The sequence below is a fragment of the Paractinoplanes abujensis genome (genome assembly GCF_014204895.1).
Taxonomy (GTDB): Bacteria; Actinomycetota; Actinomycetes; order Mycobacteriales; family Micromonosporaceae; genus Actinoplanes; species Actinoplanes abujensis.
Map to the genome: position 1 here is coordinate 4,044,961 of NZ_JACHMF010000001.1, position 26,411 is coordinate 4,071,371.

At 70.7% G+C, this 26,411-nt stretch carries 25 protein-coding genes; 13 read left to right on the forward strand and 12 right to left on the reverse strand.

The window, feature by feature from the left end; all coding sequences use genetic code 11:
• The first annotated feature begins 15 nt into the window (after nt 1-15).
• The 3 genes from pflB (at nt 16) to BKA14_RS18000 (ending at nt 3,371) form a co-directional block, all read left to right on the forward strand.
• Nucleotides 16-2,256 (forward strand): formate C-acetyltransferase, encoded by a 2,241-nt coding sequence (pflB, locus tag BKA14_RS17990; protein ID WP_184952088.1) that lies wholly within the window; start codon nt 16-18, stop codon nt 2,254-2,256.
• Nucleotides 2,256-3,008 (forward strand): pyruvate formate-lyase-activating protein, encoded by a 753-nt coding sequence (gene pflA, locus BKA14_RS17995; RefSeq protein ID WP_184952089.1) that lies wholly within the window; start codon nt 2,256-2,258, stop codon nt 3,006-3,008. The genes pflB and pflA overlap by 1 nt, the downstream gene beginning before the upstream one ends.
• 189 nt (nt 3,009-3,197) lie before the next feature.
• Nucleotides 3,198-3,371, forward strand: coding sequence for a hypothetical protein (locus BKA14_RS18000; RefSeq protein ID WP_184952090.1), 174 nt, complete (start codon nt 3,198-3,200; stop codon nt 3,369-3,371).
• A gap of 204 nt (nt 3,372-3,575) precedes the next feature.
• Here BKA14_RS18000 and BKA14_RS45580 read toward each other — a convergent pair whose 3' ends face one another.
• Together BKA14_RS45580 and BKA14_RS18010 are read right to left on the reverse strand one after the other, a co-directional pair.
• Nucleotides 3,576-3,914, reverse strand: a complete 339-nt coding sequence (locus BKA14_RS45580; protein WP_369076893.1) for a wax ester/triacylglycerol synthase domain-containing protein — start codon at nt 3,912-3,914, stop codon at nt 3,576-3,578.
• Complete coding sequence (locus tag BKA14_RS18010; protein ID WP_184952092.1) at nt 3,842-4,114, reverse strand: hypothetical protein; 273 nt, start codon at nt 4,112-4,114, stop codon at nt 3,842-3,844. The genes BKA14_RS45580 and BKA14_RS18010 overlap by 73 nt, the downstream gene beginning before the upstream one ends.
• Nucleotides 4,115-4,263: 149 nt before the next feature.
• On the opposite strand from BKA14_RS18010, the gene BKA14_RS18015 reads away from it, so the two are divergent.
• A complete protein-coding gene (locus BKA14_RS18015; protein ID WP_184952093.1) occupies nt 4,264-5,253 on the forward strand; it encodes an Acg family FMN-binding oxidoreductase in 990 nt (329 codons plus the stop codon).
• Nucleotides 5,250-5,750 (forward strand): flavodoxin family protein, encoded by a 501-nt coding sequence (locus tag BKA14_RS18020; RefSeq protein ID WP_184952094.1) that lies wholly within the window; start codon nt 5,250-5,252, stop codon nt 5,748-5,750. The genes BKA14_RS18015 and BKA14_RS18020 overlap by 4 nt, the downstream gene beginning before the upstream one ends.
• Nucleotides 5,751-6,500: 750 nt before the next feature.
• Here BKA14_RS18020 and BKA14_RS18025 read toward each other — a convergent pair.
• The 5 genes from BKA14_RS18025 to BKA14_RS18045 form a co-directional block, all read right to left on the reverse strand.
• Nucleotides 6,501-7,235: a TspO-related membrane protein gene (locus BKA14_RS18025; protein ID WP_184952095.1), complete on the reverse strand. Its 735-nt coding sequence runs from the start codon at nt 7,233-7,235 to the stop codon at nt 6,501-6,503.
• 338 nt (nt 7,236-7,573) lie between these two features.
• Nucleotides 7,574-10,135 (reverse strand): bifunctional acetaldehyde-CoA/alcohol dehydrogenase, encoded by a 2,562-nt coding sequence (gene adhE, locus BKA14_RS18030; RefSeq protein ID WP_184952096.1) that lies wholly within the window; start codon nt 10,133-10,135, stop codon nt 7,574-7,576.
• Between the two features lie 26 nt (nt 10,136-10,161).
• The gene (locus tag BKA14_RS18035) at nt 10,162-10,542 is read right to left on the reverse strand and encodes a BON domain-containing protein (protein ID WP_184952097.1); all 381 of its coding nucleotides are present in this window, start codon (nt 10,540-10,542) and stop codon (nt 10,162-10,164) included.
• Between the two features lie 148 nt (nt 10,543-10,690).
• Nucleotides 10,691-11,695, reverse strand: a complete 1,005-nt coding sequence (locus BKA14_RS18040) for an Acg family FMN-binding oxidoreductase (RefSeq protein WP_184952098.1) — start codon at nt 11,693-11,695, stop codon at nt 10,691-10,693.
• Between the two features lie 9 nt (nt 11,696-11,704).
• On the reverse strand, nt 11,705-12,595 hold the full coding sequence (locus BKA14_RS18045) for a universal stress protein (RefSeq protein WP_184952099.1): 891 nt from the start codon (nt 12,593-12,595) through the stop codon (nt 11,705-11,707).
• A gap of 234 nt (nt 12,596-12,829) precedes the next feature.
• On the opposite strand from BKA14_RS18045, the gene BKA14_RS18050 reads away from it, so the two are divergent.
• Entirely contained in the window at nt 12,830-13,420 is a 591-nt protein-coding gene (locus BKA14_RS18050; RefSeq protein WP_184952100.1) for a DoxX family protein, read from the forward strand.
• Between the two features lie 323 nt (nt 13,421-13,743).
• On the opposite strand, the gene BKA14_RS18055 is transcribed toward BKA14_RS18050, so the two are convergent.
• Nucleotides 13,744-14,388 (reverse strand): response regulator, encoded by a 645-nt coding sequence (locus tag BKA14_RS18055; protein WP_184952101.1) that lies wholly within the window; start codon nt 14,386-14,388, stop codon nt 13,744-13,746.
• Between the two features lie 107 nt (nt 14,389-14,495).
• On the opposite strand from BKA14_RS18055, the gene BKA14_RS18060 reads away from it, so the two are divergent.
• From BKA14_RS18060 to BKA14_RS18090, 7 genes are all read left to right on the forward strand, one after another.
• Nucleotides 14,496-16,220: a sensor histidine kinase gene (locus tag BKA14_RS18060; protein ID WP_239093090.1), complete on the forward strand. Its 1,725-nt coding sequence runs from the start codon at nt 14,496-14,498 to the stop codon at nt 16,218-16,220.
• An 80-nt stretch (nt 16,221-16,300) separates the two neighbouring features.
• Nucleotides 16,301-17,260, forward strand: coding sequence for an Acg family FMN-binding oxidoreductase (locus BKA14_RS18065; RefSeq protein WP_184952102.1), 960 nt, complete (start codon nt 16,301-16,303; stop codon nt 17,258-17,260).
• Between the two features lie 188 nt (nt 17,261-17,448).
• Nucleotides 17,449-17,823, forward strand: a complete 375-nt coding sequence (locus BKA14_RS18070) for an adenine nucleotide alpha hydrolase family protein (protein WP_184952103.1) — start codon at nt 17,449-17,451, stop codon at nt 17,821-17,823.
• Nucleotides 17,820-18,809: an Acg family FMN-binding oxidoreductase gene (locus BKA14_RS18075; protein ID WP_239093088.1), complete on the forward strand. Its 990-nt coding sequence runs from the start codon at nt 17,820-17,822 to the stop codon at nt 18,807-18,809. Before BKA14_RS18070 ends, BKA14_RS18075 begins: the two co-directional genes overlap by 4 nt.
• Nucleotides 18,810-18,902: 93 nt before the next feature.
• Entirely contained in the window at nt 18,903-19,109 is a 207-nt protein-coding gene (locus tag BKA14_RS18080) for a DUF1918 domain-containing protein (RefSeq protein WP_184952104.1), read from the forward strand.
• 132 nt (nt 19,110-19,241) lie between these two features.
• Complete coding sequence (locus BKA14_RS18085) at nt 19,242-21,773, forward strand: cation-translocating P-type ATPase (RefSeq protein ID WP_184952105.1); 2,532 nt, start codon at nt 19,242-19,244, stop codon at nt 21,771-21,773.
• A gap of 61 nt (nt 21,774-21,834) precedes the next feature.
• On the forward strand, nt 21,835-22,707 hold the full coding sequence (locus tag BKA14_RS18090) for a universal stress protein (RefSeq protein ID WP_184952106.1): 873 nt from the start codon (nt 21,835-21,837) through the stop codon (nt 22,705-22,707).
• A gap of 281 nt (nt 22,708-22,988) precedes the next feature.
• Here BKA14_RS18090 and BKA14_RS18095 read toward each other — a convergent pair whose 3' ends face one another.
• Genes BKA14_RS18095 through BKA14_RS18110 form a run of 4 tightly spaced genes read right to left on the reverse strand, consistent with a single transcriptional unit; the run spans nt 22,989 to nt 26,198 of the window.
• Nucleotides 22,989-24,089, reverse strand: a complete 1,101-nt coding sequence (locus tag BKA14_RS18095; protein ID WP_184952107.1) for a baeRF3 domain-containing protein — start codon at nt 24,087-24,089, stop codon at nt 22,989-22,991.
• A 3-nt stretch (nt 24,090-24,092) separates the two neighbouring features.
• Entirely contained in the window at nt 24,093-24,641 is a 549-nt protein-coding gene (locus BKA14_RS18100) for a hypothetical protein (protein WP_184952108.1), read from the reverse strand.
• A gap of 32 nt (nt 24,642-24,673) precedes the next feature.
• Nucleotides 24,674-25,159, reverse strand: a complete 486-nt coding sequence (locus BKA14_RS18105; protein WP_184952109.1) for a YflT domain-containing protein — start codon at nt 25,157-25,159, stop codon at nt 24,674-24,676.
• Between the two features lie 22 nt (nt 25,160-25,181).
• Nucleotides 25,182-26,198, reverse strand: a complete 1,017-nt coding sequence (locus BKA14_RS18110) for a TerC family protein (protein WP_184952110.1) — start codon at nt 26,196-26,198, stop codon at nt 25,182-25,184.
• Nucleotides 26,199-26,411 lie beyond the last annotated feature (213 nt).

Here is a 26,411-nt window from a genome sequence, read left to right on the forward strand (position 1 = left end):
GACGAAGGAGGGGCCATGGCCACCACACCCCAGGACGCCTGGCGCGGATTCCGCGGCACCGGCTGGCGCGAGACGATCGACGTCGGCGGGTTCATCCACGACAATATCGAGCCGTACACCGGCGGGCCGGAGTTCCTGACCGGGCCGACGCACCGGACCGAGCGGATCTGGCGGCAGCTGCAGCGGATGTTCGTCGAGGAGCGCCGGCGCGGGATCTACGACGTGGACACCCACACGCCCTCCACCATCACCTCACACGAGCCCGGCTACCTCGATCGCGACCACGAGCTGATCGTCGGCCTGCAGACGAGCTCGCCGCTGCGCCGCGCGATCATGCCCAACGGCGGCCTGCGCATGGTGGAGAACGGCCTGGCCGCGTACGGGTTCGAGCTCGACCCCCACGTGAAGGCCATCTTCAGCCAGTACCGCAAGACCCACAACGACGGCGTGTTCGACGCCTACCCGGCCGACGTCAAAGCCGCCCGGCGCTCGCACATCATCACCGGGCTGCCCGACGCGTACGGCCGTGGCCGCATCATCGGCGACTACCGGCGCGTAGCCCTCTACGGCGTGGACCGCCTGATCGCCGACCGCCGGACGCTCAAGGCCGCGCTCGACGACAGGCTCTCGTCAGAGGACGTGATCCGCGACCGGGAGGAACTGGCCGAGCAGATCCGCGCCCTCGAGGAGCTGCGGTTCATGGCCGACCGGTACGGCGACGACATCTCCGGCCCGGCGACCACCGGCCGCGAGGCCATCCAGTGGCTGTACTACGCGTACCTCGCCGCCACCAAGGAGCAGAACGGCGCCGCGATGTCGCTCGGGCGGACGGCGTCCTTCGTCGACGTCTACCTGCAGCGGGACATCGCCGAGGGCCGGCTCACCGAGCAGCAGGCGCAGGAACTGGTCGACGACTTCGTCATCAAGCTGCGCATCATCCGGTTCCTGCGCACCCCGTCCTACGACGAACTGTTCTCGGGTGACCCGACGTGGGTGACCGAATCGCTGGGCGGCATCGGCTGCGACGGGCGACCGCTGGTCACTCGCACGAGCTTCCGGTACCTGCAGACGCTGTACAACCTCGGCCCCGCGCCGGAGCCCAACCTGACCGTGCTGTGGTCGCCGGCGCTGCCCGAGGGGTTCAAGCGGTTCTGCGCCCAGGTCTCCATCGACACGAGCGCCATCCAGTACGAGAACGACGACCTGATCCGACCCGCGTACAGCGACGACACCGCGATCGCCTGCTGCGTCTCGGCCATGCGCGTGGGCAAGGACATGCAGTTCTTCGGCGCCCGCGCCAACCTGGCCAAGGCCCTGCTGTACGCGATCAACGGCGGCCGCGACGAGCTGACCGGCGAGCAGATCTCCCCTCCGTCGCCGCCGGTCACCGACGACGTCCTCGACTACGGCACCGTGCTCGCCGCGTACGACAAAACACTCGACTGGCTCGCCGAGACGTACGTGGACGCGCTCAACGTCATCCACTACATGCACGACAAGTACTCCTACGAGCGCATCGAGATGGCCCTGCACGACTACCCGGTCCACCGGTTCCTGGCCACCGGCATCGCCGGTCTGTCGGTCGCCACCGACAGCCTGAGCGCCATCAAGCACGCCCAGGTGAAGGTGCTGCGCGACGGAAACGGGCTGGCCGTCGACTACGCCGTCGACGGGGACTTCCCCACTTTCGGCAACAACGACGACCGCGCCGACGCCATCGCCGTCGACCTGGTCGAGCGGTTCATGGCCAAGATCCGGCGGCAGCCCACCTACCGGGGCGCGGAGCCGTCGCTGTCGGTCCTCACGATCACCTCGAACGTGGTCTACGGCAAGAACACCGGCAACACGCCCGACGGCCGCCGTGCCGGCGAGCCGTTCGCACCGGGCGCGAACCCGATGAACGGCCGGGACAAGCACGGCATGGTCGCCGCCGCGCTCTCGGTCGCCAAGCTGCCCTACCGGTCGGCCCGCGACGGCATCTCGCTGACCATCACCGTCACCCCCGACGGCCTCGGCCACGCCCGCGACGAACGCATCGCCAACCTGGCCGGCGTCCTCGACGGCTACACCGACGGCGGCGGCTTCCACATGAACGTCAACGTGCTCGACCGCGCCACGCTCGAGGACGCCATGGCCCACCCGGAGAACTACCCGCAGCTGACGATCAGGGTCTCCGGCTACGCGGTCAACTTCGTCAAGCTCACGCCCGAGCAGCAGCGCGACGTCATCTCCCGCACCTTCCACGGATCGCTGTGATGACCGCCCCCGTCACGGCGCCGGTGACCGGCTCGCTCCACTCCTTCGACGTCTCCACCGGAGTGGACGGGCCGGGCACCCGGTTCGTCGCCTTTCTCGCCGGCTGCCCGCTGCGCTGCCTCTACTGCCACAGCCCCGACACGCAATACCGCCGCTATGGCTCTTCGCGGACGGCCGACGAGCTCCTCACCGAGATACGCCGGTACGAACGCTTCCTCAAGATCGCCCATGGCGGCGTCACCCTCAGCGGCGGCGAACCGCTGCAGCAGCCCGCCTTCACCCGCGAGGTGCTGCGCGGGTGCAAGGAGATGCAGCTGCACACCGCCCTGGACACCAGCGGCTTCCTCGGCGACCACGCCGACGACGCCCTGCTCGACGCCACCGACCTGGTGCTGCTCGACATCAAGTCCGGCGACCCGGCGACGTACCGCACCGTGACCCGCACCGGCCGCCTCGCACCGACGGTGCGCTTCGCCCACCGCCTCGCCGACCGCGGCATGCCCATCTGGGTCCGGTTCGTACTCGTCCCCGGCCTCACCGACGACCCCGCGAACGTTGACGCGGTCGCGGCCATCGCGGCCGCCGTGCCCACCGTCGAACGGGTCGAGGTGCTGCCGTTCCACCGCCTTGGCGCGCAGAAGTACGCCGCCCTCGGTCTGCCCTTCCCGCTTGCCGAAACACCGCCGCCGGACCCGGCCCTGCTCCAGCGGGTGCACGGCCAGTTCCGCGACCACGGGCTGACCGTGTACTGAACCAGCCGTCGTCGGGTTCGCTGCAGGCGACGCTGACTGTCATCGGCCGGTCCGGCCTTGCTTCCGACGATGCTCGATTCCGGTTCGGCCGGTGGTTCGTCACTCCGGCCGGCCGGCTTACTGCACCGTCTGGTTTGAGCAGGTCGCGCGGCGTTGACCAGGTAACACAAGAACCGTGTACTGGTCAGCATGGTGATCTCGGTTACCGTCGACATCCCAGCGCACCGCGAGGCGGCGTTGCAGGAGGTGGCCCGGCGCTACCGCATCGTTGACGAGGCGATCGCTGCGCGGGCTCGCCGGTGGCACGGCCGGAATGGCGCCTTGGCGATCAAGAACTGGCTAACCACGCCTGGGATCGGATGACCGAGGAGGGCAAGGACCAACTGCGCGCCTTGTACCGCCGGCCGATGACGATCATCTTCGCCGATGAGCTGCTCCAGGAGGTCCGGATGCCGACTGGCCGCCGCGGCCAGGCCGGGAGGCTACCGGGCTCGAGGGACTGTTGTGCGGCGGTGGACCGCGCATCGTGCTGGTACTTTCACGTCGATCGCGGCCAGCAGTACTACTTCATGGACTCGACCCAGGTCCAGCTGTTCCGCGCCGCCGATCAAGCAGACGTACGGGCAGGCCCGCCGCTGCACGCCGCAGATCGCCGGGTAGCCTGCGGAGTGCTCGGAGCCGACCGCAGGTCGCGTCGAACGCCAGCTCCCGCGGCGACGGTGCGGGCAGCGGGAAAGGCCGGTCAGGATCGTTGCCAGGCCACTCGTCGGCCAACGCGGCGAGAGCCGCGAGACCGCCGATGCCGTCCGTGACGACATGATGCACCACGACGATCAGCGCTTGCCGGCCACGGCCGGCCGCCAGACCGCGTGCCACAGCGGCCGCCGCAAGTCGAGCGGCCGGCACAACAGAGACACCGCCACGCTCAGCAGGACCTGACGGAACCGCGGTATGCGAGGAATCCGTGCACGCAGCAGATCGAGCAGCTCGGTCGGCACCGGTCCCGATCCGTCGAGCATGAGGATCACACCGAGGTTGGTGGGCACCGCCCCACGGTCAGCGGCCGACACGGTCAAGTCCATCGGCTCTATCCGCTCGATCCGCATGGCAGCGCCTCCGATCACCGTACGACCTGATCGTCGCAAGACCTGAGCGGTACAAGCAGGGCTGATAGACCTGTGTCCCGGGGAGTCAGGTCCTCCGACTCTGCCCGCCGGAACCGGCCGTCCCTAGCGTGAAGGGAGAGGAGGCAACCATGGACTCTCCCGAGCTCGTCCGCTGCATCGAGACGGCCACCCTGGCCCCGTCCCTGCACAACAGCCAGCCCTGGCGGTTCCGGCTGACCGGCGAGGAGATCGAGGTGTACGCCGACCACGACCGACAGCTCGACGTCCTCGACCCCGACGGCCGGGAACTCCTGGTGAGCGTCGGAGCGGCCGTCTTCACGCTCCGGCTGGCGCTGCGCCGCGCAGGCCGGATCCCCCAGCTCGCCGTCCTGCCCGACCCCGGCCGTCCCGACCTGGTGGCGGTGATCCGACCCGGCTCCGCCGCCCAGCCCTCGGCCGCGGTGCTGGAGCTCGCCGACGCGATCGAACGCCGCCATACCAACCGGCAACCGTTCCTGCCCAAGGTAGTGCCGGCCGACGCGATCGAAGAGCTGCGTGCGGCGGCCGGTCACGAGGGGGCGGCCCTCACGATCGCCGGCGCCGCAAGTCGCACCGTCATCGCCGGATTGGGCCGCGAGGCCGAGCGGCGCCTGCGGGCCCGCGACGGTTACCGGGCGGAAATGGGCCGCTGGACCCGCCCGGTCGCCCACCGCCGCGACGGTGTTCCATCTGCTGCGTACGGCCCCTGGGACGCCTTGGAGCGGCTGCCGATGCGCGACTTCGGCCTCGTGCACGCACCCCGTCAGCGCCGGTCGGAAGTGTTCGAGAAATGGCCGACCATCGCCGTGCTGACCACTGGCGCCGACGGGCCAGCCGACTGGATACGCGCCGGGCAGGCGCTGCAGCGGGTCCTGCTTGTCGCGACCCGCCGGCACCTGGCCACCACCCCGATCAGCCAGCCGGTGGAGATTCCGGGCATCCGGGAGGTCCTGACCGACCGGCGGGCCGGCCGCTTCGCACAAATGGTGATCCGGCTCGGCTACGGACCACCGGCACCCGCCACCCCGCGACGCCCGATCGCCGAGGTCCTCTCCGATCGCGCCGCATCACACCGCGCCGGAAACGGAGGTACGCCGTGAAAGCACTGGTCGTCTACGAATCGAAAGTCGTCGCCCGCGTCGTCGCGGACGGACTCGGCGAGGCCTTCGAGGTGCGTCTCGCGGAGGCCCGGGAGATCCCCTCCACCGAGGGCTTCGACCTGCTGGTCGTCGGCGGGCCGACGCACGCCTTCGGCCTGAGCAGGCCCGGTACGCGTCAGGACGCGGCACGGCAGGGCGACGTCCGACCCAGCACAGCTGACGTGGATATCCGCGAGTACCTGGACGTGTCGCCGATGCTCACCGGCCTTACGGCCGCCACCTTCGACACCAAGGTTGATAAGCCCTTGCCGCGCGGCTCGGCGGCACACAAGGCACACCGCCGGCTGCGTCGGCTCGGCTGCCGCATGGCCCGGCCACCGGAGAGCTTCAAGGTCGACGGCACGACCGGTCCACTGGTGGCCGGCGAACTGGAGCGGGCGCGGACGTGGGCCAGGGAACTCGCCGCGGCCGGGCTCGCCCTGCGGCACACCGCATGAAGGAGCAACCACCTGATCCCGATGCAGGAATGCCGTGCCGCCGGGCTCGCCCGGAGAAGTCAGGGCAGCAACACGGCGGCGCGGCACACTGCTCAAACGCCTGCCGCGCCCGACTCCGGCGGGACTGCGAGGGGTGACGCTCGTCGTCCCGGGCGGCGAGCCTCGCCATGGCTCTTAGGTACTGAGGTTTGGTGATCTCCCCCGAGGTCAGCTGCGCCGCCAGGACTCCCTCGAGGCTTTCCGGCTGCGTTGGCCGCGTACCATCTTCCTCACCTCCCGATCACCCATGCTCGTCCGTCGTGGAGGTGGCGAACAGGGACCAGGGTCCCGCCTCCGCATGCCGATCAGCTCACGGCACGAGTCGGCCGATCACGCCGTTCGGCGGTTCAAGGACTGCTGGCGTTGCCATCCGTCACCCTCGCCGTCGAGGACGGACATCGATGGACAAGACTGCTGCGGTGGTACGGACCGTGCGCTGGGTGCGTCGCTCCCGGCCGACATCAGCGAGGCCAGCTTCCGCGGCTGCTCGACGCCGTGCCGGATCCGCTAGCCGCCCGGGACACAGCGGGGACGGGTGTGCCGTCGGCCACGGCGGTCAGGCGGGAGCTGCTCCGCGTACCCTTTCGCGACCTCTTCCCCGACGCCATCGCCAGGCTCGACACCGGCGCCGTGCGACCCGGGCGCCGGCAGTCGGCATGCACTGACCTGAACGTCCGCTCGGCTCGCCACCGAGCGCGCTCCAGCGACGGATCACACCGACTCAGCTGTTGGCTGGTGCCCGTTCCTCCGGGCGGCGCGGCGCGCTTGCCCGGCGGCGACCAACGATGCGCCGATCACCGCCACAAGACCTGCCACCGCCACCGCGAGCAGTCCTTCGGCGCCGGCGGTGGAGGTGGAGATCGCAACGCCGCACAGCGCCCAGGCGCTGCTCACGCCTGCGGCCAGACGGGCCACAGCGGTGCGAGCAACGACGCTGACCACCAGCACAGCGGTCGCCACGGCGCCGAGCAACAGACCGGTCAGCACGGAGGCGGACGGACGATCCAGGAGCGTGGCGGTGTTGATCCAGACCGCTGCGGCGGTCCACCCGGCGTACACCCCGAGGACCGACTCCACCAGCGCTCCTGCGCCGGGTACTGGGCCACGAGTGCCCGACCTCACCGAACGCGCGCGGAACAGGGCGACGCCGATCGCGACCAACATGAGCACAAAGACCGGAACGGTGATCACCGGCGCTGTCGCCGCGGCCAGCAACCATGCCACGAAACCGGCCTGGGCCAGGCTCAGAGGCACGTGCAGCCTGCGGTAGTCGTCCGAGCCGGCCCGTTGTTCCGGCAGCCCGCGCACGGCGACCACGAGGCACCCGAGCACCACGACTCCCCACACGGCGAAGAACGGTCCGGGTGGGACAACGACGGGGTCCTCGGCACTGCCTTGATCGAATCCCGCTACAGCAGGACTGGCGAGTTGCGCCAGTGCGGTCACCGCGAGGATCCAACGTCCGACCCGTGGGGCCGGCCCCCGACCAGGAGAGGCGATCTGCCCGGCAGTCGTCAACGTGCTCAACCCCTCATGAATCCGACCACCCGTCATCCGCGGCGCCGACGGACTCAGCTTCGCGCTCGATGTGCGGCCCAGCCTCCACCGAAGGCATGACAAGCACGCTATTACTTCCATGACAGAAACACCTGAGATGCGCGGCGATCTTGCGCAGCCGACGCGACGCACCCACGCTTATCCACCGCCCGGACCCGGCTCCGGCGGAATCGCGAGAGGATGACTGCGCGGGGCCGACGGTGGCCATGCTCGCCGGCCCCATCCGGTCAGCCGTAGTAGGCGTCCCTCATCAGCTGCTGCATGTCGTCCAGCATCGGCATCCTCGGGTTGGCCGGTGCGCACTGGTCCTCGTACGCGTTGAGAGCCTGCCGCGGCAGGGCGGCGAGGAAGTCGGCCTCGTCAACTCCCAGCTTGGCGAAAGAGGGCTCGATACCGACCGCGTCCCGCAGGGTCTCGACGGCCTGGGCGAGCGACTCCGGCGTGGCGGTGGGCAGGCCGAGCATCCGGGCGATGTCGGCGAACCGCTCGGGTGCGCGGTAGCTCTCGTACTTGGGCCAGCCGGACAGCTTCGACGGCATGGCGCCGTTGTAACGGATCACGTGCGGCAGCAGCACCGCGTTGGTGCGGCCGTGGGCGATGTGGAACGTGGCGCCGAGCGTGTGCGACATGGCGTGCACGATGCCGAGGAAGGCGCTGCCGAACGCCATGCCCGCGATCGTGCCGGCGTTGTGCATGTGCTCGCGCGCCTCCGGGTCGCCGGCCACGACCGACTGCTCGAGGTTGGCGAAGATGAGCCGGATGGCGTGCAGGGCCAGGCCGTCGGTGAAGTCGCTGGCGTACACCGACACGTACGCCTCGATCGCGTGAGTCAGCGCGTCGAAGCCGCTGTCCGCCGCGATCGCGCGAGGCAGGCTGGCGGTGAGTTCCGGGTCGACGATGGCGACCGTGGGGGTGAGCGCGTAGTCGGCCAGCGGGTACTTCTTGCCGGTGACGTGGTCGGTGATGACCGCGAAGGGCGTGACCTCGGCCCCGGTGCCCGAGGTGGTCGGGATGCAGACCAGCTGAGCCAGCGCGCCGAGCGCGGGGAAGGCGAACGCGCGCTTGCGGATGTCGAAGAACTTCTCGCGCATGTCGTCGAAGTCGACTTCGGGGTGCTCGTACTTGAGCCACATCACCTTGGCCGCGTCCATGGCCGACCCGCCGCCGAGCGCGATGATCGTGTCGGGCCGGAACGAGCGCATCAGCGCGGCGCCCCGGTCGACCGTCGTCATCCGCGGCTCGGGTTCGACGTCGTCGATGATCTGCAAGGCGACCCGGTTGGACCGGCTCTGCAGGACCCGGTTGACGCGGTCGACGAAGCCGAGGCGGGTCATCGTCTCGTCGGTGACCACCGTGACCCGCTGCACGTCCGGCATGTCGGTGAGGTAGCGGATCGCATGCGGCTCGAAGTAGATCTTCGAGGGCACCTTGAACCATTGCAGGTTGTTGGTGCGCCGGCCGATCCGCTTGACGTTGATGAGGTTGACCGCGGAGACGTTGTTCGACACGGAGTTGCCGCCGTAACTGCCGCACCCGAGGGTGAGCGACGGCAGGAACGCGTTGTACATGTCACCGATGCCGCCCTGTGAGGCCGGCGAGTTCCAGATGATCCGGACGGCCTTCATCCGGCTGCCGAACTCCTTGACCAGCTCGTCGTCCTCGGTGTGGATGACCGCGCTGTGCCCGAGCCCGTGGAACTCCACCATCTCGGCGGCGTAGCGCAGCCCTTCTGCGCGGGAGCGGGCGCGCAGCACGGCCAGCACCGGGGCGAGCTTCTCGCGGGTCAGCGGCTCGCGCGGGCCGACCTCGCTGACCTCGGCCAGGATGATCGAGGTTTCCGGTGGCACCCGGAAGCCGGCCTGCTCGGCGATCCACGAGGCGGTCCGGCCCACGACGTCGGGGTTGAGCCGGTCGTCGTCGCATCCGGTGCCGTCGGCCGCGACGCCGAAGATGAACTGCTCCAGCTGCGCCTTCTCGGCGGGCGTGGCGACGTAGGCGTGCAGCCGGCCGAACTCGGCGAGCGCGTCGTCGTAGATGGCGTCGTCGAGGATGACGGCCTGTTCGGAGGCGCAGATCATGCCGTTGTCGAACGACTTGGACAGCACGATGTCGTGCACGGCCCGGCGGAGGTTCGCGCTCGCCTCCACGTACGCCGGAACGTTGCCCGCACCGACGCCGAGCGCGGGCTTCCCCGCGGAGTAGGCCGCCCGCACCATGCTGTTGCCGCCGGTGGCCAGAATCGTCGCGATGCCCGGGTGGTGCATCAGGGCGGTGGTCGTCTCCACGGACGGTTCTTCGATCCATTGGATGCAGTGCTCGGGTGCACCGGCCGCGACGGCGGCGTCACGCACGACCCGGGCCGCCTCGGCGCTGCACCGTTGCGCCGCCGGGTGGAAGGCGAAGACGATCGGGTTGCGGGTCTTGAGCGCCATCAGCGCCTTGAAGATCGTCGTGGAGGTGGGGTTGGTGACCGGCGTGATGCCGGCGACGACCCCGACCGGGTCGGCGATCTCGACGATCCCGTTGATGTCGTCCTCGGCTATCACCCCGACCGTACGCAGCTTGGCCATGCTGTGGGTGACGTGCTCGCAGGCGAACAGGTTCTTGACCGCCTTGTCCTCGAACACGCCACGGCCGGTCTCCTCGACCGCGAGCCGGGCCAGCATGGCGTGCTGGTCGAGGGCCGCCACGGAAGCCTTCTTGACGATCCGGTCGATCTGCTCCTGGTCGTATGCGGCGTACTCGTCGAGGGCCCGCAACCCTTGGGCCACGAGAGTCTGCACAGTCATGACGTTTCCTCTCCCGGCGGTCGCGGTCACGCGCCACCGAAGAACATGCCGGAGGTCAGCGCCTCGCGGTCGTCGTAGGCGAACTTGAGCGCGGAGATCACGTCCACGACACCCGGGATGCGCCGGGTCACACTGGTGGCGATGTCGCCCGAAGAACCCCGGTCCACCTTGCCGCTCAGGATCACAACGCCGTTGACCGCGGCAGCCGTCACCTTGGCCGAGTTCTGGAGGAAGAACGGCTCGATCACCTCGGACACGACACCGACCACTCCCTGGAAGGCGTCGACGACGGGTACGGCGCTGAACCGGTGACGGGTGAGCAGATCGACGGGCTCGCGACAGGCAGCGAAGGTGCTCACCGACACGACCTCCGCGTTCATCACGTCGTTCCCGGTCCGGGTCTTCATGTCGGCGCCTCCGCGGTCTCGTCACTTCCGACGCTAGGACCGGCCTCCCGGCCGGGACAGAACTGACGGTCCCGCAGCAGCGGGACCTTGGTCCCGGCCGGAGGCGCCCGCGCTGACATCAGCAAGAGGCAATACGACCTGTCAGCTCTTACTCAGACCACCGGCGCCGTGCAGTGTCGCCGGGCCTCGACGGCAAGAGCACCTCGGACAACGGCCGCCGCGGTGATCCCTCGGCGCCGCGTCCGTAGCCGACCCGCAGGATCATCTGGGCGAACAGGCCGGAGCCGGGCTCGATGAGCAGGCGGCGCACCGAAGGCACCTCGACGGGCTGGCTGATCGGCGTCGTCGCAAGGTCCTGCCACGTTGCCGTAAGAAGCACTCGTTGCAGGGCCTGCCCGGCGCGAACCCCATCCACCCGCCGATCACCGTCGGTGGCGAGGACCAGAATCGTCGGGTATGGCTCGAACGGCTCGCCGGTCCGCTGCTGAGCCGACGCTTCAGTGAAGTCGCGCATCGGCACATATTCCAGTGCGTCCCACGGTCCGGCGGCCCGCAGCGGGACACCGTCGTTCCGTACGCTGCCGCCGGTCCATCGGGCGAGTTCGTCGCGGTAGCCGGGACGCCGCCGCAGCTCCGCGTCCGCGAACCGGGCCAGCCGCAGCACGGCGTCCCGGCCGGCCGGGTTGGCGGTGGCGAGCACGGCCCCCTCGCGGCGAGCGGCGTCGCGGAGCCGATCGAGCGCCACGCGCGGGACGGGTATCTGAGCGAACGGCCATCTGTTGGTGTGCCGATGCGGCACAGCGGCCGCGAGTGCCTCCGCAGACCGGGTGACCGGCGAGGGGCGGGTGACGATCACCCGGGCGACCAGGCCGGGTTCGTCGGCCTCCGGGAACAGCGTGAAGTCGGAGCGGTAGCCGCTGTTCCGGATCGCGAGGCGCAGCGTGAACACGGCGGCGCCCACGCTCATCAGCTGTTCACGCCCGTCCGGGTCGAGCACGTGCAGACGACGGGACGGGTCGGCGTACACGTCGACGCGTCCGCCCCGGACCTGGAACTTCCACGGCTGGCTGTTGTGCAGGGACGGTGCAGCCGTCGCGGTGCGCACGCAGTCGAGCAGGACTTCCCGAACAGGCGGCGCGATCGTCGTGGTCATCGTTCCTCCTCATATCGCCGACGCGTGTCCGGTCGACGCCGTCGTGGTGTCGGCGGTGACCGGCCGTCCGGTCGGGATCAGCACCGTCGGACTGGTCTTTCGCGCCCCCGCGTAGGCCTCCCGGGCACTGCAGAGGAGCTCGGCGAAGCTGCCGCTGCGGCCGATCCCGGCGACCATCAGGCGGCTGCGACGCAGCGCACGTTCGATGGTGTACGCCATCTCGAAATCGTTGACGACGAGAGGCTTGACCGGGACATCGGGGAACCGCCGGGCCCAGCCGGCCACTGCCTCGGCCAGCGCCTGCCCGGCGGCCGCCCGTTCCTTGGCGTACGCGCCCGGCTGCACGGCGGGCGGGACACCGTCCGCAGCGCCGGGTCGCGTCCACATGTGCACCGCCGTGAGCGGGGCCTTGGCCAGTGCAGCGCGCTCGAACGCGAACCCGAGCGTGGCATCGCCCTCCGGACGGGCCGAGGTCGCCACGACGATCGGCCCGTCGGACGGCATGGTGCCGCGGTGGACGAGCAGCGGGCAGGCGCTGTGGTAGGCCAGATAGGCAGTGGTCGAGCCCCAGGCCGGTCGGGTGTACGCCTCGTCGCGGTGCCCCAGCACGAGCAACCGCGCGCGTCCCGAAAGCTGGGTCAGCAGGTTGGCGGCGCCCCCGTCGAGCAGCTCGGTGGCGACCGGCAGATCCGGCGCGGTCAGCCGGGCGCGGCTGGCGACCAGATCGAGCAGCCGCTGGGCGTCGTAGCGGGACGGCACGGTCCCCCGTCCCCGGTAGGCGCCGGTGTACCGGCCCGGCCAGACATGCACGACGAGCAACGGGGCCCGGTACAGAACCGCTTCCGCAACCGCGAGATCGACCAGCGCCGGACTGTTACGCGAGCCATTGACACCGACCATGACCGGCCGGTTCCGGAGTGTCGACACATCGCTGGGCATAGTCGCAACCTAGGCACGCAGGAGCGGCCTGCGTCACGGGCTGTAGGCACCATCGATCGGGCCGTCCGGCCCTGCCGTCCGAGCGTCCTGCCTGGAGCGGGACTTTCGTCCTTTCCAGATCAGGGCCATCGCCTCGGGACTCCGTCAGCCGACCGGCGCAGGCTCAGGGCATAGACATCGATGAGGGAGGACACCATGACAACCATCGGCCGGGACACTGCCGCTCACCTGGAGCACGTCGAGGCTCCCGGCTCCATGCTCACCAAGACCGCCGCGAGGGCGCTGGCCGTGCTGCGCATCTCCACCGGCTTCGTCTTCCTGTGGGCGTTCTTCGACAAGCTGTTCGGGTGGGGCTTCGCCACCACCTCGGAGCGCGCCTGGATCAACGGCGGCTCCCCCACCAAGGGCTTCCTGTCCGGCGTCGACGTCGGCCCGAGCTGGCTCCAGACCTTCTTCCACAACATCGCCGGCGACCCCTGGGCGAACTGGCTGTTCATGCTCGGCCTGCTCGCCATCGGCCTGGCCTTCACGCTCGGCATCGGCATGCGTCTCGCCGCCGGCGCCGGCGCGCTCATGATGCTGCTCATGTGGGCCGCGGAATGGCCGCTCGACAAGACCACCGCCGCGGGCGAGCCCAGCATGTCGACCAACCCGATTGTCGACTACCACATCATCTACGGCCTCGCCGGCATCGTCCTGGCTCTGACGTACGCCGGTCACACCTGGGGGCTGGGCAAGTGGTGGGCCTCCCTGCCTGTCGTCCAGAAGAACCGCTGGCTCATCTGACGCCATGCGCACCCATCGACGGGACACCCTCGCCCGGCCGCAGCCAGTGCGGCCGGGCGATCCGGCGTGCCGCACCGCCGGGCAGGACCTGAGCAAGACATACGGGCAAGTGCGTGCCGTCGACCAGGTGAGCTTCTCTGTCCGCGACGGTGAGGTCTTCGCGTTGCCACGTTGGCAGAGAAAGGCGACCACGGTGCTGGCATCGGTGGAGCTGGCACTGACCGCGACGCGGACCCAAGGCGGTCTGGTGGCCGGTAGTCTTCGTGCAACCGGTCGGGCCGATGCTGTATCTCTGGTGGGGCCGGCACCGGTGAGATTACCGGTCAGCGGTGCGGATGCTCGCCGAGCAGTCGGGTGGCAAGCACTGCCGCCTGAGTACGCCTTTCCAGGCCGAGCTTCGCCAAAAGACTCGAAACATAATTCTTGACGGTCTTTTCGGCCAGGAACAGACGTCCGGCAATCTCTCGGTTGGTGAGCCCTTCGGCGATGAACTCGAGGATGCGGCGTTCCTGGTCGGTCAGCGAGGCCAGTTCCTTGGGCTGTTCGACTCCGTGGCGGATGCGCTCCAGCACCCGCTGGGTGACCGCCGGATCCAGCAGCGACTGGCCGGCGGCCACCCGGCGTACGGCATCGAGCAGGTCGTTGCCGCGAATCTGCTTGAGCACATAGCCGGAGGCGCCCGCCATGATCGCGGCGAACAGCGCCTCGTCGTCCTCGTACGAGGTCAGGATCAGTCCCTTGATCGACGAGTCGACGGCGCGGACGTCGCGGCACACGTCGATGCCGTTGCCGTCGGGCAGCCGGGCGTCGAGGATCGCCACGTCGGGCTTCAGGGCCGGGATGCGCCGGGTCGCCTCCTGGGCGAGACCCGACTCGCCGATCACCTCGATGTCGCCGTCGGCCTGCAGCAGATCGACCAGGCCACGACGCACCACTTCATGGTCGTCGAGCAGAAAGACACGGATCATCGGTACTTCTTACCGTGTCCGCCCGGTCCGGCGTAGGGACTAATGGCCCTTCGGGGCATCGCTGTCGCCCGTTTCGCGACGCATGGCTGAGCACTATTCTCACCGTCATGGTCGAACGTCTCCCGGGGGACGACCGGCTCGAGCCACCTTCGCTCGGTCTCACCCCCCTCTCCCGCGTACGCCTCGACGAGCTTCTGCAGGAGATGCTCGACCGGGTCGGCGACGTCATGGCCAGCCGGGAACGACTGCGCGCCCTGCTCGACGCGGTGGTCGGCATCGGCACCGACCTCGACCTGCGCAGCACCCTGCAGCGCATCGTCGAGGCCGCCTGCGCGCTGGCCGGCGCTCGCTACGGCGCGCTGGGGGTGCTCAGCGCCGACCGCGCCACCCTGTCCGACTTCATCACCCACGGCATCGACCCGGCCGCGCACGCGAAGATCGGCGACCTGCCGCACGGCCGCGGCGTCCTCGGTGTGCTGATCACCGACCCACGGCCGGTCCGGCTGCCGGACATCACCAAGCACCCCGACTCGTACGGCTTCCCGCCGCACCACCCGCCGATGCACAGCTTCCTCGGCGTGCCTGTGCGCACCCGCGACCAGATCTTCGGCAACCTCTACCTCGCCGAGAAACACGGCGCCGACGAGTTCAGCCAGGACGACGAGGAGATCGTCGTCGCCCTCGCCGCCGCGGCCGGCGTGGCCATCGACAACGCGCGGCTTTACGAACTGGCCCAAAGCCGGGAACGCTGGCTCGCCGCCACCACCGAGATCACCAGCGTGCTTCTCGGCACGGTCCAGCGCACCGACGCGCTACGCCTGATCGCCCGGCGCGCCCGCGAGGTCTCCGGCGCCGACCTTGTTCTCGTCATGCTCTACGACGAGAACAACGCCCGCTACACGATCGAGGTGGCCGACGCAGCCGATCCCTCGTGCGATGCGCTCGCCGGCAAGATCGTGCCCGTGGAGCCGGCCGCCGCGGCGGAGTTCGGGCGGGAGAAGTACCGGGCCGTCGAAAACCTTCGCGCCGTCGCTGAATGGCCCGGCCCCGTCCCGGAAAGCCCGGCGATGGCCGTCCCGCTGGCCGGCCCCGACACGCTCCACGGCGTGCTCATCGTCACCCAGCCCGCCGGGCAGCCGCCCAGCGACGAGGACGCCGCGCAGCTGTCGACCTTCGCGGGTCAGGCGGCGCTGGCTCTCGAGCGGGTCCGCGCCCAGGAGGAACGTCAGCAGCTCGTGGTGCTCGAGGATCGCGAACGCATCGCCCGCGACCTGCACGACGTGGTCATCCAGCGGCTGTTCGCCACCGGCATGCACCTGCAGGGCGCCGTGCACCAGGCCGGGCGGCCCGAGGTCGCCAAGCGGATCAACGCCGCGGTCGACGACCTCGACGCGACCATCCGCGACATCCGCCGCTCGATCTTCGAACTACGCGCCCCGACCGGACCGTCGCTGCGCGCCGAACTCAACGAGGCGGCGGAGGCCGCCGCCGAGGCGCTCGGGTTCCGGCCCGTGCTGGACACTTCCGGACCGGTGGACAGCGCCATCCCCGACGACATCAAGCCGGAACTGGTGGCCGTCCTCCGCGAGGCCCTGTCGAACATCGCCCGGCACGCCGAGGCCAGCAGCACCCGGGTCTCGCTGCGGGTAGCCGGCGGTGAGGTCATCCTGGGCGTCGAGGACGACGGCGTCGGCTTCGACCCGGCCCGCGCCCGGGGTGGCGTCGTCAACATGGGTGAGCGCGCCCATGATCTTGGCGGAAGCTTCGAGATCGGTGCCGCGCGGGACGGCAGCGGGACGTTGCTGACCTGGCGCGTTCCGATCGGCGGCTGAATAAGGGACCTTCGGCCCTGAACAGTCGCCCGAGGTAGGCGGCACGGTGGTGGGGAGACCGGACGACGGAGGTTCCCACCATGACACCGCTCGAGCAGGCCGCCCGCGCAGCACAGCACGCGCCGTCGGTCTTCAACACCCAGCCGTGGAACTGGCAGATCACCGGCAACACCCTCGAGCTGTTCGCCGATCCGGGACGCCGCGTCGACAGCATCGACCCCGACGGCCGGCTGCTGCTGCTCAGCTGCGGCGCCGCCCTGCATCACGCCCGTACGTATCTGGCCGCCGCCGGGTGGTCGGTGACCGTTGAGCGCATGCCCGACGCGGAGCGGCCTCAGCTGCTGGCCCGCGTGACCCTCGGCCACCCGATCCCACCCGACCCTGAGTCGACCCGCATGGCCGCCGCGATAGCCCGGCGGCGCACCGACCGGCGCGCCTTCGACGACCGGCCGGTGACCGAGTTCGAGCTCACCAAGCTGCGCCGCTTCGTCGAGTCCGAGGGCGCCTACCTGCACACCGTACGACCCGACCAGGTCGCCATGCTGGCCATCTCGACCGAGATCGCCGCCGGCGCCGAGCTGGACGACCCCGCCTACAAGCAGGACCTCCACCGATGGACCGCTCGGCCGAGCCAAGCCGGCGACGGCGTGCCGCCGGGGACAGCGGTCAAGCCGGAACTGCGCCGCGTGCCGGTCCGCGACTTCTTCCCGGACGCCACCGCCAAGCTCGAGGCCGGCGCCGCCCACGATCAGGGCGCGGCGTACGTCGTACTGTTCGGGCTGGACGACGAGCCCAAGAACCTTCTCCGTGGCGGCGAGGCCCTGTCCGCCCTGCTGCTGCTGGCCACCGCCGACGGCCTGGCCACTGCCCCGCTGAGCGACGCCGTCGAGGTGGAGTGGCCCCGCCACCTGGTACGCGGTCTTATCGCGGGCATCGGCGAGCCGTACCTGGTCGTCCGGCTCGGCTACCGCCACGATCGTCAGCCGGTGCCCGCCGCGCCGCGCCGCGACACCGCGGACGTCATCACCACGACGAGGTAGGTGGCCATCATGGGCGGCTCCATCGCGGTGGGTGTCGGCGGCGCGGGCGGATCCGAAGCGCTGGTGTGGGCCACCGAGCAGGCCGAGCGAAGTGGTGCACAGCTGACCATCGTGCACGTCTGTGTGCCGGGTTCGCGCCCGACCGGCGTGACGCCTGTGCGCCCTTCGCGGGACATGTGGTGGTCGGCGTGGACGGCAGCCCCGCGGGCCGGGCGGCAGTCGAGTTCGCTTTCGCGTACGCAGCCGAACACGAGCTGCCGTTGGCGGCCGCGGACACATCCGCGGCCGAGCAAGATGACTACTTCAACGACGACGTGACCCTGTCCACGCACCTCACCGTCGAGCCGGCCGCACTCGAGCTGCTGGCGGCCGAGACGGAGCTGTGGAACCTGAAGTACCCCGACGTAACCGCCCGTCGAGCCGTTCTGCACGGTCCGGTGGACAAACGCCGTGGGGTGATCGGGAGCGCCCGCACCGGCGACGTTCCGTTGACCGTCGCCACCGAAGCCGCCTGGCCGGTCGCGGTCATCCCGGCCGAGCATGACGAAGGAGACCTGCTGTGAACGGCTACGGCGAGGCGGAGCTGCGGGCGGCCGCGGAGGCCGGCATTCGCGCCCCCTCCATGCACAACAGTCAACCCTGGCAGTTCCGGCTGCGTGATGGCGCCATCGAGGTGCTCGCCGACCCGGCCCGGCAACTCGGCGTCGCCGACTGGTCGGGCTGGGCCGCCCGGCTCGCGTGCGGCGCGGCCACCTACAACGCCCGCCTCGCCCTGGCCGTGCACGGCCGGCCCGCCGAGGTGAGCCTGCGCCCCGACTCCGGGGAACCGAATGTCATTGCCCGGCTCACGCCCGGACGCGAACGGCCACCGACGTACGCCGAGCAGGATCTGCACGCCGCCATCCCGCGCCGGCACAGCAACCGCGCGCCGTTCTGGCCCGACCCGGTGCCGGCCGACGCCCGGGTCCGCCTCATCGAGGCCGCCCGCATCGAGTCGGCGTGGCTGGACCTGCTCGTCGGCATGACCGCGCTGGCCGGCTTCGCCGAGATCGCCGGTAGCGCCGACCGGGTACTGCGCCGTGACGACCGGTATCAGGCCGAGCTGATCAGCTGGACGCACGCCGACCACGCAGCGGACGGCGTACCCGTCACCGCCGGAGCACCCCGGGCCGAACCCCAGGATCTGCTCCCGCAGAGGTCCTTCGGTGACCGGCGCCGCGCTCCCGGCCGGGACTACGAGCCTGAGCCCCTCATCGCCGTCCTGGGGGTCTCCGGCGACCGGCCGATCGACCAGATCACCGCCGGCCAGGCCTTGCAGAGGGTGCTGCTGACGGCGACCGACGCCGGTCTGTCCGCCTCGATGATCTCGCAGCCGATCGAGGTTCCGACGGCACGCGACCAGCTGCGCCGATCACTGGGCCGCACGGGCTTCCCACAGCTGACGCTTCGCATCGGCTACGGCACACCTCGAAGCGCCACGCCGAGGCGCGCCGTCGCTGACGTTCTTCTCGCCGATGAGCGCACAGGCCTTCGGTCCCCCGGAACGTGAGGCCATACGCCTCTGACGCCCTGGCCGGCCACCGTGGATTCTGGTCATCGACCCCCGGTAAGGGCGTCGGAAGAGCGCGGTTGGAGGTTCATCATGTTCGCTCAGGTCGGTGACCGGATCGTGGTCGACGGCATACACCACGAAGGCGACCGTCGCGCTGGCGTCATCACCGCCGTCCGGCACGCCGACGGCGCTCCGCCCTACGAGGTGCGCTGGCTGGACGACGGCCGCAAGTCGCTCATCTTCCCCGGTGACGAGGCCGAGATCGAGCACTCCAGCCCAACCGGCTCGAAGGTGTGAAGCGCGATCGCCGTCGGTCTCATCACCGCGTGGATTCAGCGGCAGTCGCAGTCGCCCGGAGGACTTCCGGCCGTGCCGGGCGGGGCTCTGTTCGACGGATCGTGAGGGTTGAGACCAACGCGAGGAGCAGCCGTGGAAACCACTGTTGTCGGTCATGCCCGGGCCGGGCTGACAGCTGCTGAGGCAAACCGGCGACTCGTTGCCGACGGACCCAATGCGGTGGCCGCACCTGCTCCCCGCCGCCTCGCCGGGCGGATCGGCCGCCAGCTCGCCGACCCGCTGGTGGCGCTGCTCCTGGCCGCCGCCGTGGTGACCACCGTTCTGGGGGACGTCCCGGACACGGCCGTCATCGTTCTGGTCGTCACGATCAACACGCTGATCGGAGTGCTGCAGGAGATCCGGGCCGATGCCGCCATCGCGGCGCTGGACCGCCTGGCTGCGCCCACAGCGCGTGTCGTGCGCGACGGTCGCGATGTGGTGCTGCCCGCCGCGGAACTGGTCCGGGGCGATCTCGTGCGGCTGGAGGCCGGCGATGTCGTCCCGGCGGACCTGCGACTGGTGGAGGCCGAGCGGGCAGCCTTCGACGAGTCTGCCCTGACCGGCGAATCGGTGCCCGTGCACCGCTCGGCCGGGCAGGATGCCGGCTCGGGCACGGTTCTCACCACGGGCCGCGCCACCGGGACGGTCACCCGGACCGGCGCAGCCAGCTCACTGGGCCGCATCGCCGCGCTGGTCTCCCGTACGAAGCCGGCCCCGACGCCCCTGCAGCGGCGCATCGCCGGCCTGGGGCGCGTGCTGGGCCTCACGGCGATCGCCGTGTCCGGCGTCGTCTTCGCGATCGGCGTGCTCGCCGGCGAGCCGCTCATCCGCATGGCCATCACCGCGGTCAGCCTCGTCGTCGCGGCCGTGCCGGAGAGCCTGCCCGCCGTGGTGACACTCGCCCTGGCGCTCGGCGCCCGCCGCATGGCCCGCACGAAGGCGATTCCTCGACGGCTGCACGCGGTCGAGACCCTCGGCTCGGTGACCGTGATCGCGTCCGACAAGACCGGCACCCTCACGCAGAACCGCATGTCGGTGCAGCAGGCCGTCACCGCGGACGGTGCCCGCTACACCGTCGCGGGCACCGGCTACGCCCCGGAAGGTGAGATCCGGCCGACCGGCGGAGATCGGGACGGGCTGCGTCGCCTCGCCCACGCCGGTCTTCTCTGCAACGACGCGGAACTGATCCCGCCCGGCGGCGAGCGCACCGAGTGGACCGCCGCCGGCGACCCGATGGAGGCGGCGCTGGTGGCCTTCGCGGCCCGGTGCGGCCTCGAAACCAGCGCCTGCCGTGCCGCCTCGCCCCGCGTCGCGGAGCAACCGTTCGACCAGGCAACGCGCCGGATGACGACCGTGCACCGGCTCAGTGACGGCACGTACCTGGTCGTGCGCAAGGGCGCGCCGGAAAGCGTCCTGGAGCCGGTGACCGACGCCGACCTGCTCAGCGCGGCCGCCGAGCTGGCCGAGGGAGGACTCCGCGTCCTCGCGGTGGCGACCGCGGTCACGGCGGAACAGCCCGATCCGTCGGACCCACCGCGGCTGCGAGCCGCCGGACTGGTCGGCGTCGGCGACCCGCTGCGCCCGAGCGCGCGGGCGACCGCCGCGGCGTTCGAGGCCTCCGGGGTACGCCTGCTGATGATCACCGGTGACCACCCGGCCACCGCGGCCGCCATCGGCACTCAGCTCGGCATCCTCGAGCCTGGCGATCGCGTCGTCGTCGGCGACGCCGGCCCACCGAGTTCCGACGACCTCGAGCACGCCCGCGTGTTCGCACGTACCCAGCCGGAGCAGAAGCTCGACATCATCGCCGGGCTGCAGCGTCGTGGTGAGGTTGTCGCGATGACGGGCGACGGCGTGAACGACTCGCCCGGGCTGAAGCGCGCCGACATCGGCGTGGCCATGGGCAGCGGCACCGAGGTCGCCCGCCAGGCCGCCGAGCTCGTGCTGGTCGACGACAACCTCGGCACCGTGGCCGACGCCATCGGTGAGGGCCGCCGCATCTACGACAACATCCGCCGGTTCCTGCGGTACGCCCTCTCCGGTGGCATCGCTGAGCTGCTCGTCATGCTCGCCGGGCCGCTGCTCGGCATGCCGGTGGCACTGCTGCCGGGCCAGCTCCTGTGGGTCAACCTGCTGACGCACGGCATCCCCGGCGTGGCGATGGGCGCCGAGCCGGCCGAACGCGGCGTGCTGCGGCGCAAACCCCGCTCACCGCAGGAGTCGGTCCTCGGCGACGGCCTGCTCGCCAGCGTGCTGGCCGGTGGGTTCTGCCTCGCCACGGTCGTCCTGGCCGCCGGCGTGACCGCCGGCCGGATGGGCCTGCCGTGGCAGTCCGTCATGTTCGTCGTGCTCGGCCTCGCCCAGCTCGGCGTCGCCCTCGCCGTACGGGTGAAGCCGGCGCCCGGTACTCCACGCAACTGGTCCCTGCTCGCCGCCGTCGCGGTTTCCGGAATCCTCCAGGTCGCCGGCGTCCTGCTGCCGACGCTCCGCACGTTGCTCGGCACCGAGGCGCTGTCGCTGCCTGTGCTCCTGGCCTGCGCGGCCGTCGCGGTCGTTCCCGGCCTCGCGTTGCGCGTCGTCCACGGCTTGCTGGCGGGACTTTCGGCCCGCCGGGCGAGGACCTGACGCTCTGCCCCCTCGCATCGATGAAGCCGACGATGAGGGGAGAGGAGAGAGGGGTAAGGCCATGAACAACAAGCCCATCGTCGTCGGCACCGACGGCACCGAACCGAGCGCCATCGCCGTCGACTGGGCGGCCCACGAGGCCCATCGCCGCCACCTGCCGCTGCGCATCGTCCACGCCTTCGACTTCGAGTGGCAGGGCGCCCGCTACAACGTCGGCACCGAAGTCGTCGACCTGGCCCGCAAAGTCGCCGAGGCTGTCGTGGCCGCGGCCTGGGACCGGGCCCGCGACATCGCCCCCGACATCACGATCGAGACCGAAACGCTCATCGGGCACGCCGCTCCGCGGCTGCTCGAGGCGGCCCACAGTGCGGAACTGCTCGTGCTCGGCAGCCGCGGCCGCGGCGGCTTCGCCGGCCTGTTGCTCGGCTCGGTCAGCCAGCGCGTCGCCACGCACGCCCCCTGCCCGGTCGTCGTCGTCCGCGGCCACGCCACGACCACCGAGGGGCCCATCGCGGCCGGCGTCGACGACTCCCCCACCGCCGACCTGGTGCTGGAGACCGCCTTCACCGCCGCCTCCGAACACGACTGCCCGCTCACCATCGTCCGGGCCTACCTTCCCGTGATTCCCCTGTGGCTGTCCGACGTGGCTCCGCCGACGGTCGACACGCCCGAGCAGGACGCCGCCGAGAGCGAACGGCTCGACGAGCAGCTCGCGCCGTGGCGCGCCAAGTACCCGGACGTGCCGGTCAAGACGGTGGTGACCCACGAGAGCGCCGCCTTCGCCCTCGAACGCGAATCCCGGCGGTCCCGCCTGGTCATCGTCGGCAACCGCGGACACGGGCTGCTCGCCGGCGCGTTCCTCGGCTCGACCACCCTGCAGCTGCTGCACCACGCCGGTGCTCCGGTCTACGTCACCCGGCCGCGATCGGCCTGATGAGGCCGTCATGGCGCTCGACGCCCTCACCTCCGACGGCGGTACGAGCCGGCGCACCAGCCGGACGACGAGTTGCGCTCCGGCGGGGCCTGCTCGCCCTGGCGGAACGCCATGCTGCTGGTGGTCGGCACCCGCGGCCACGGCGCCGTGGTCGGAATGGTGCTCGGCGGTCAGCCAGCACGTGCTGCACCACTCCGCCTGCACCGTCGTGGCTCACAGCAGGGGTTGAGTCCGGCGGGGGGCACCACAGGTGCCACCCGTTCCTTCGCCGCGGTCCGCCGTCAGCGGCGGATGGCGAGGGCGACGCCATCGTGGTGGTCGAGGGCACCGGGATCGGTGAAAGCGATCCAGCCGCCCCGGATGAGGACGAGTTCGATGAGTTCGTCGACGGCGTCGTCGATGACGTCGGGATGGTCGACGTCTCGGGCGGGGCTGAGGGTGTCGCCGTCGTCGGACAGCCGGGCGGGATAGAACAGCGATTCGTCGACGGCGAGCACTTCGGGGCGGCTGGTGCGGGCGGCGAGCCACGCGGCTGGCATGCCGGAGGCCACGCGGCCGGCGGCGGCACGCTGGTCGATGAGGGCGAGAGCTTCCTGTTGGCGGCGATGCAGGTAGGCATCGAGGACGGTCCGGATGCGAGTGGTCAGGTGGCCGGTGTTGGCGTGGGTGAGATTGCCGGGGACGGTGCCGGCCAGCCGCGCGCAGTTGGTCGAGACGCGGCGGAATGCAGCGGTGGCGTGTTCGCTGCCGACGAGAACCAAGGGCGCGGGGTGCAGGCGCAGGTACGTGCCGAGAGCTGCGTCGACGCGGCGGTAGAAGTCAACGTCGTCGCTGCCGGTGGCCCGAGCCGGCCGATCGGCACGGCCTCGGCTGCGGGTGCCCGATCGCTCGGCGGTGAGGGGAAACGCGCCGGACAAGGCGGGGAGCAGAGTGTCGCCGGCGGCGTCGAACAGCCGGGCATGTGCGGAGTTGAGGGCCAGAACGAGGTGACGAGGGGTGCGATGCAAGGCCCGTACGAGGTCGCGGGTGGCGAAGGTGGGGTCCACGACGGCGCGGTCACGGACCGGGACAGGCAGCCGGAGGAGGGCGTCGGTGCCGGCGGAGGCATACAGGGCGAGTGCGTGAGTGGTGGGACCGCGGCGCGCTTGCTCGGCCAATGCCTGCAGCCGGCGGACGGCAGGCGCCGCCGCGGCGGGTTGCAGCTCCGCGCGTACGCGGTCGACGGCCTGGTCGACCAGCGCGTCCAGACGAAGCGCGTCGGCGCGGCCAAGCTGTGCCGCCGGAGCAGTGGTGAGCAGCACGCTGATCGCCGGGTATTCGCGGACCTGCTGCAAGGCGGTGATCTGCGCGGCTGCCGGTGTCGATGCGGTGGCGGTGGTCATCGCTCATTCCTCCACGGGTGACGGGATTGCGGGAGCTTCTTCAGCTGAGAGCGTGCCCTTCGGCTGTTGCCCGGTCGGTGCGGCACTCGAGCGTTGATCATGGTGTGGGCTGGGCCGAAGAACGCCGGTGCGGTCGTGCAGGGTCAGGGCCGTGACGACGGCGACGGCTCCGAACCTGTCGACGACACTGCGCACCGAGGCCGTCGGTACTGCGAGCCGCGTGTCGGCGCGGGTCGGCACCGGCAGGGTGGAGCGGAAGTAGGCGACCCCGGCCGCGCGCAGGATCGGTGTGACGCGGGCGACGACGGCGATGCTCTTCGACCGGATGCGACGGTCGCGGGACTGATGCATCAGCGCGTTGACGCTGCGCCCGGTCGTGGGAACGGCGGCGGCGACGATGAGCAGGGTGCCGGTACGCGCGGCGAGATCAGCGGCTTGAGCTGCCACGAGCAGGTCGGCGCGGGTGCCGGTGAGCACGACGAGCACGGGTCCTGATCCGCGGGTGCGGCCGGCGACGTCGTAGATGCGGGGGCGTACCGCGATGCTGGTCATGAGCTGATCGCCTCCTGTGGCGTGGCACCGGGTCAGGCCGAGCGCCAGTACTGCTGCAGAAGCAGCCGGTTGGCGTGCTCGGCGTGCTCGGCGGCGACGGTGAGGTGGTAGCGCACGGCGGCGAGGTGCCGGTGGGAGCTGAAGTCGCGGCGTCCGCGGGTCGCGGCGTGCGCGACTGCGGCCGTGGTCGCTCCCCACGCGGTTCCCGCGGCGGTGGACGCTGCGATGATCAGCCACCAGCCGGTGGTGGCCAGCAGAGCGAACACCGCACCGATGAACAGCCCGAGCCAGGCGCCGCCGCCGGCACCGGCCAGCGCGGCGCGGGCCACGGTCATCCGGCCCGTCACGGTCTCGACCAGGCGCAGGTCGGTACCGACGATGGTCGCGTGCTCGACCGGGAAGCCGTGGTCGGACAGGTAGTCCACGGCCTGTTGCGCCGCGGCGTAGGTCGGATAGTCACCGACGCTGGTGCCCGCACCGGTCGGCAGTTCGGTAGGTATGGGCAGGTGGATGGGCATTGCCGTACTCCGTCCTGGAATCTCAGGGATGCGGCTTCGACGAGGACCGGCCCGGGGGCGCCGTGGTGCCGGACAGCGCAGAAGGTCCGGCGTCGTCGGGGGTGTGGCCGGTGGCCGCCGAGGTGGCGCCGCGGGTGCTGCGCAGGCTCCACGCGATCGACACCGCGATGGTCACCACGATGACGCCCAGGGTGACGGGTATGGGCAGTTTGCCCACCGGGGTCTCGGACAGGATGAGTTTCGCGCCGGCGAAGGCCAGCAGGACCGCGAGGCCGTAGTGCAGGTGAACGAAGCGGCGCAGCAGTCCGGCGAGGCAGAAGTAGAGGCTGCGCAGGCCGAGGATGGCGAACGCGTTGGCCGTCCAGACGAGGAACGTGCTGGTGGTGATGGCCAGGATCGCGGCCACGGAGTCGATGGCGAAGATCAGGTCGGTGGCCTCGACGGCGATGAGCACGACGCACAGCAGGGTCGCGACGCGTCTGCCGTCGATGCGGGTGAAGAACTTGTCGCCGTGGTATTTCGCATCGGTGGGGATGACGCGGCGGACCAGCCGGACGACCGGGTTGCGGTCCGGCGGGGTCTGCTCGTCGTGGCGGAACGCCATCTTGTAGCCGGTGTAGATCAGGAAGGCGCCGAACACGTACGCGGTCCAGAAGAACGTCTCGAGCAGTTCGGCGCCGACGAAGATGAACACCAGCCGGAACAGCAGGGCGCCGATGACGCCCCAGAACAGCACCTTGTGCTGCACGGCGGCGGGCACCGCGAAGTAGGTGAAGATCATCGCGAAGACGAAGACGTTGTCGATCGACAGGGCCTTCTCGATGAGGTAGCCGGCGTAGTAGGTGCCGGCGACCTCACCGCCCTGCCACGCCAGGAGCACCACGCCGAACAGCAGGCCGGCGGCGATCCAGATGCCGGACCAGACCGCCGCCTCGCGGAACCCGATGACGTGGTTGTCACGGTGCAGGAACAGGTCGACCGCGAGCATCGCCGCGATCACCAGCATGAGGATGGCCCAGACCCACCAGGAGACAGACAAGGGGAGACCTTTCGCCCAGCCGAGCCCGTGGCGGCGGGCCGGCACTGCCGGACGAAGGTCTCCCCGGGCCACCGCACCGGCGGCTGCGCCACCGGGACCTGGATCTGCCGGGTCCGTACTGACGGCGGCGCGTGATGCGTCGGGTACTCCCCCTCGAACTACGTTCAATGATTCGCGAAGCACTCTTCGTATGTCAATGGGTCGGCCGCCGGA

Excerpts from the sequence above, each read along its gene's own strand:
- pflA (WP_184952089.1), top strand. The coding sequence starts at position 2,256 with ATGACCGCCCCCGTCACGGCGCCGGTGACCGGCTCGCTCCACTCCTTC.
- BKA14_RS18050 (WP_184952100.1), top strand. The coding sequence starts at position 12,830 with ATGACAACCATCGGCCGGGACACTGCCGCTCACCTGGAGCACGTCGAG.
- BKA14_RS18080 (WP_184952104.1), top strand. The coding sequence starts at position 18,903 with ATGTTCGCTCAGGTCGGTGACCGGATCGTGGTCGACGGCATACACCAC.
- BKA14_RS18040 (WP_184952098.1), bottom strand. The coding sequence starts at position 11,695 with ATGACCACGACGATCGCGCCGCCTGTTCGGGAAGTCCTGCTCGACTGC.
- BKA14_RS18015 (WP_184952093.1), top strand. The coding sequence starts at position 4,264 with ATGGACTCTCCCGAGCTCGTCCGCTGCATCGAGACGGCCACCCTGGCC.
- adhE (WP_184952096.1), bottom strand. The coding sequence starts at position 10,135 with ATGACTGTGCAGACTCTCGTGGCCCAAGGGTTGCGGGCCCTCGACGAG.
- BKA14_RS18055 (WP_184952101.1), bottom strand. The coding sequence starts at position 14,388 with ATGATCCGTGTCTTTCTGCTCGACGACCATGAAGTGGTGCGTCGTGGC.
- BKA14_RS18060 (WP_239093090.1), top strand. The coding sequence starts at position 14,496 with ATGGTCGAACGTCTCCCGGGGGACGACCGGCTCGAGCCACCTTCGCTC.
- BKA14_RS18095 (WP_184952107.1), bottom strand. The coding sequence starts at position 24,089 with ATGACCACCGCCACCGCATCGACACCGGCAGCCGCGCAGATCACCGCC.
- BKA14_RS18100 (WP_184952108.1), bottom strand. The coding sequence starts at position 24,641 with ATGACCAGCATCGCGGTACGCCCCCGCATCTACGACGTCGCCGGCCGC.
- BKA14_RS18065 (WP_184952102.1), top strand. The coding sequence starts at position 16,301 with ATGACACCGCTCGAGCAGGCCGCCCGCGCAGCACAGCACGCGCCGTCG.
- BKA14_RS18045 (WP_184952099.1), bottom strand. The coding sequence starts at position 12,595 with ATGGTCGGTGTCAATGGCTCGCGTAACAGTCCGGCGCTGGTCGATCTC.
- BKA14_RS18010 (WP_184952092.1), bottom strand. The coding sequence starts at position 4,114 with ATGCGGATCGAGCGGATAGAGCCGATGGACTTGACCGTGTCGGCCGCT.
- BKA14_RS18105 (WP_184952109.1), bottom strand. The coding sequence starts at position 25,159 with ATGCCCATCCACCTGCCCATACCTACCGAACTGCCGACCGGTGCGGGC.
- pflB (WP_184952088.1), top strand. The coding sequence starts at position 16 with ATGGCCACCACACCCCAGGACGCCTGGCGCGGATTCCGCGGCACCGGC.
- BKA14_RS18090 (WP_184952106.1), top strand. The coding sequence starts at position 21,835 with ATGAACAACAAGCCCATCGTCGTCGGCACCGACGGCACCGAACCGAGC.
- BKA14_RS18035 (WP_184952097.1), bottom strand. The coding sequence starts at position 10,542 with ATGAAGACCCGGACCGGGAACGACGTGATGAACGCGGAGGTCGTGTCG.
- BKA14_RS18000 (WP_184952090.1), top strand. The coding sequence starts at position 3,198 with ATGGTGATCTCGGTTACCGTCGACATCCCAGCGCACCGCGAGGCGGCG.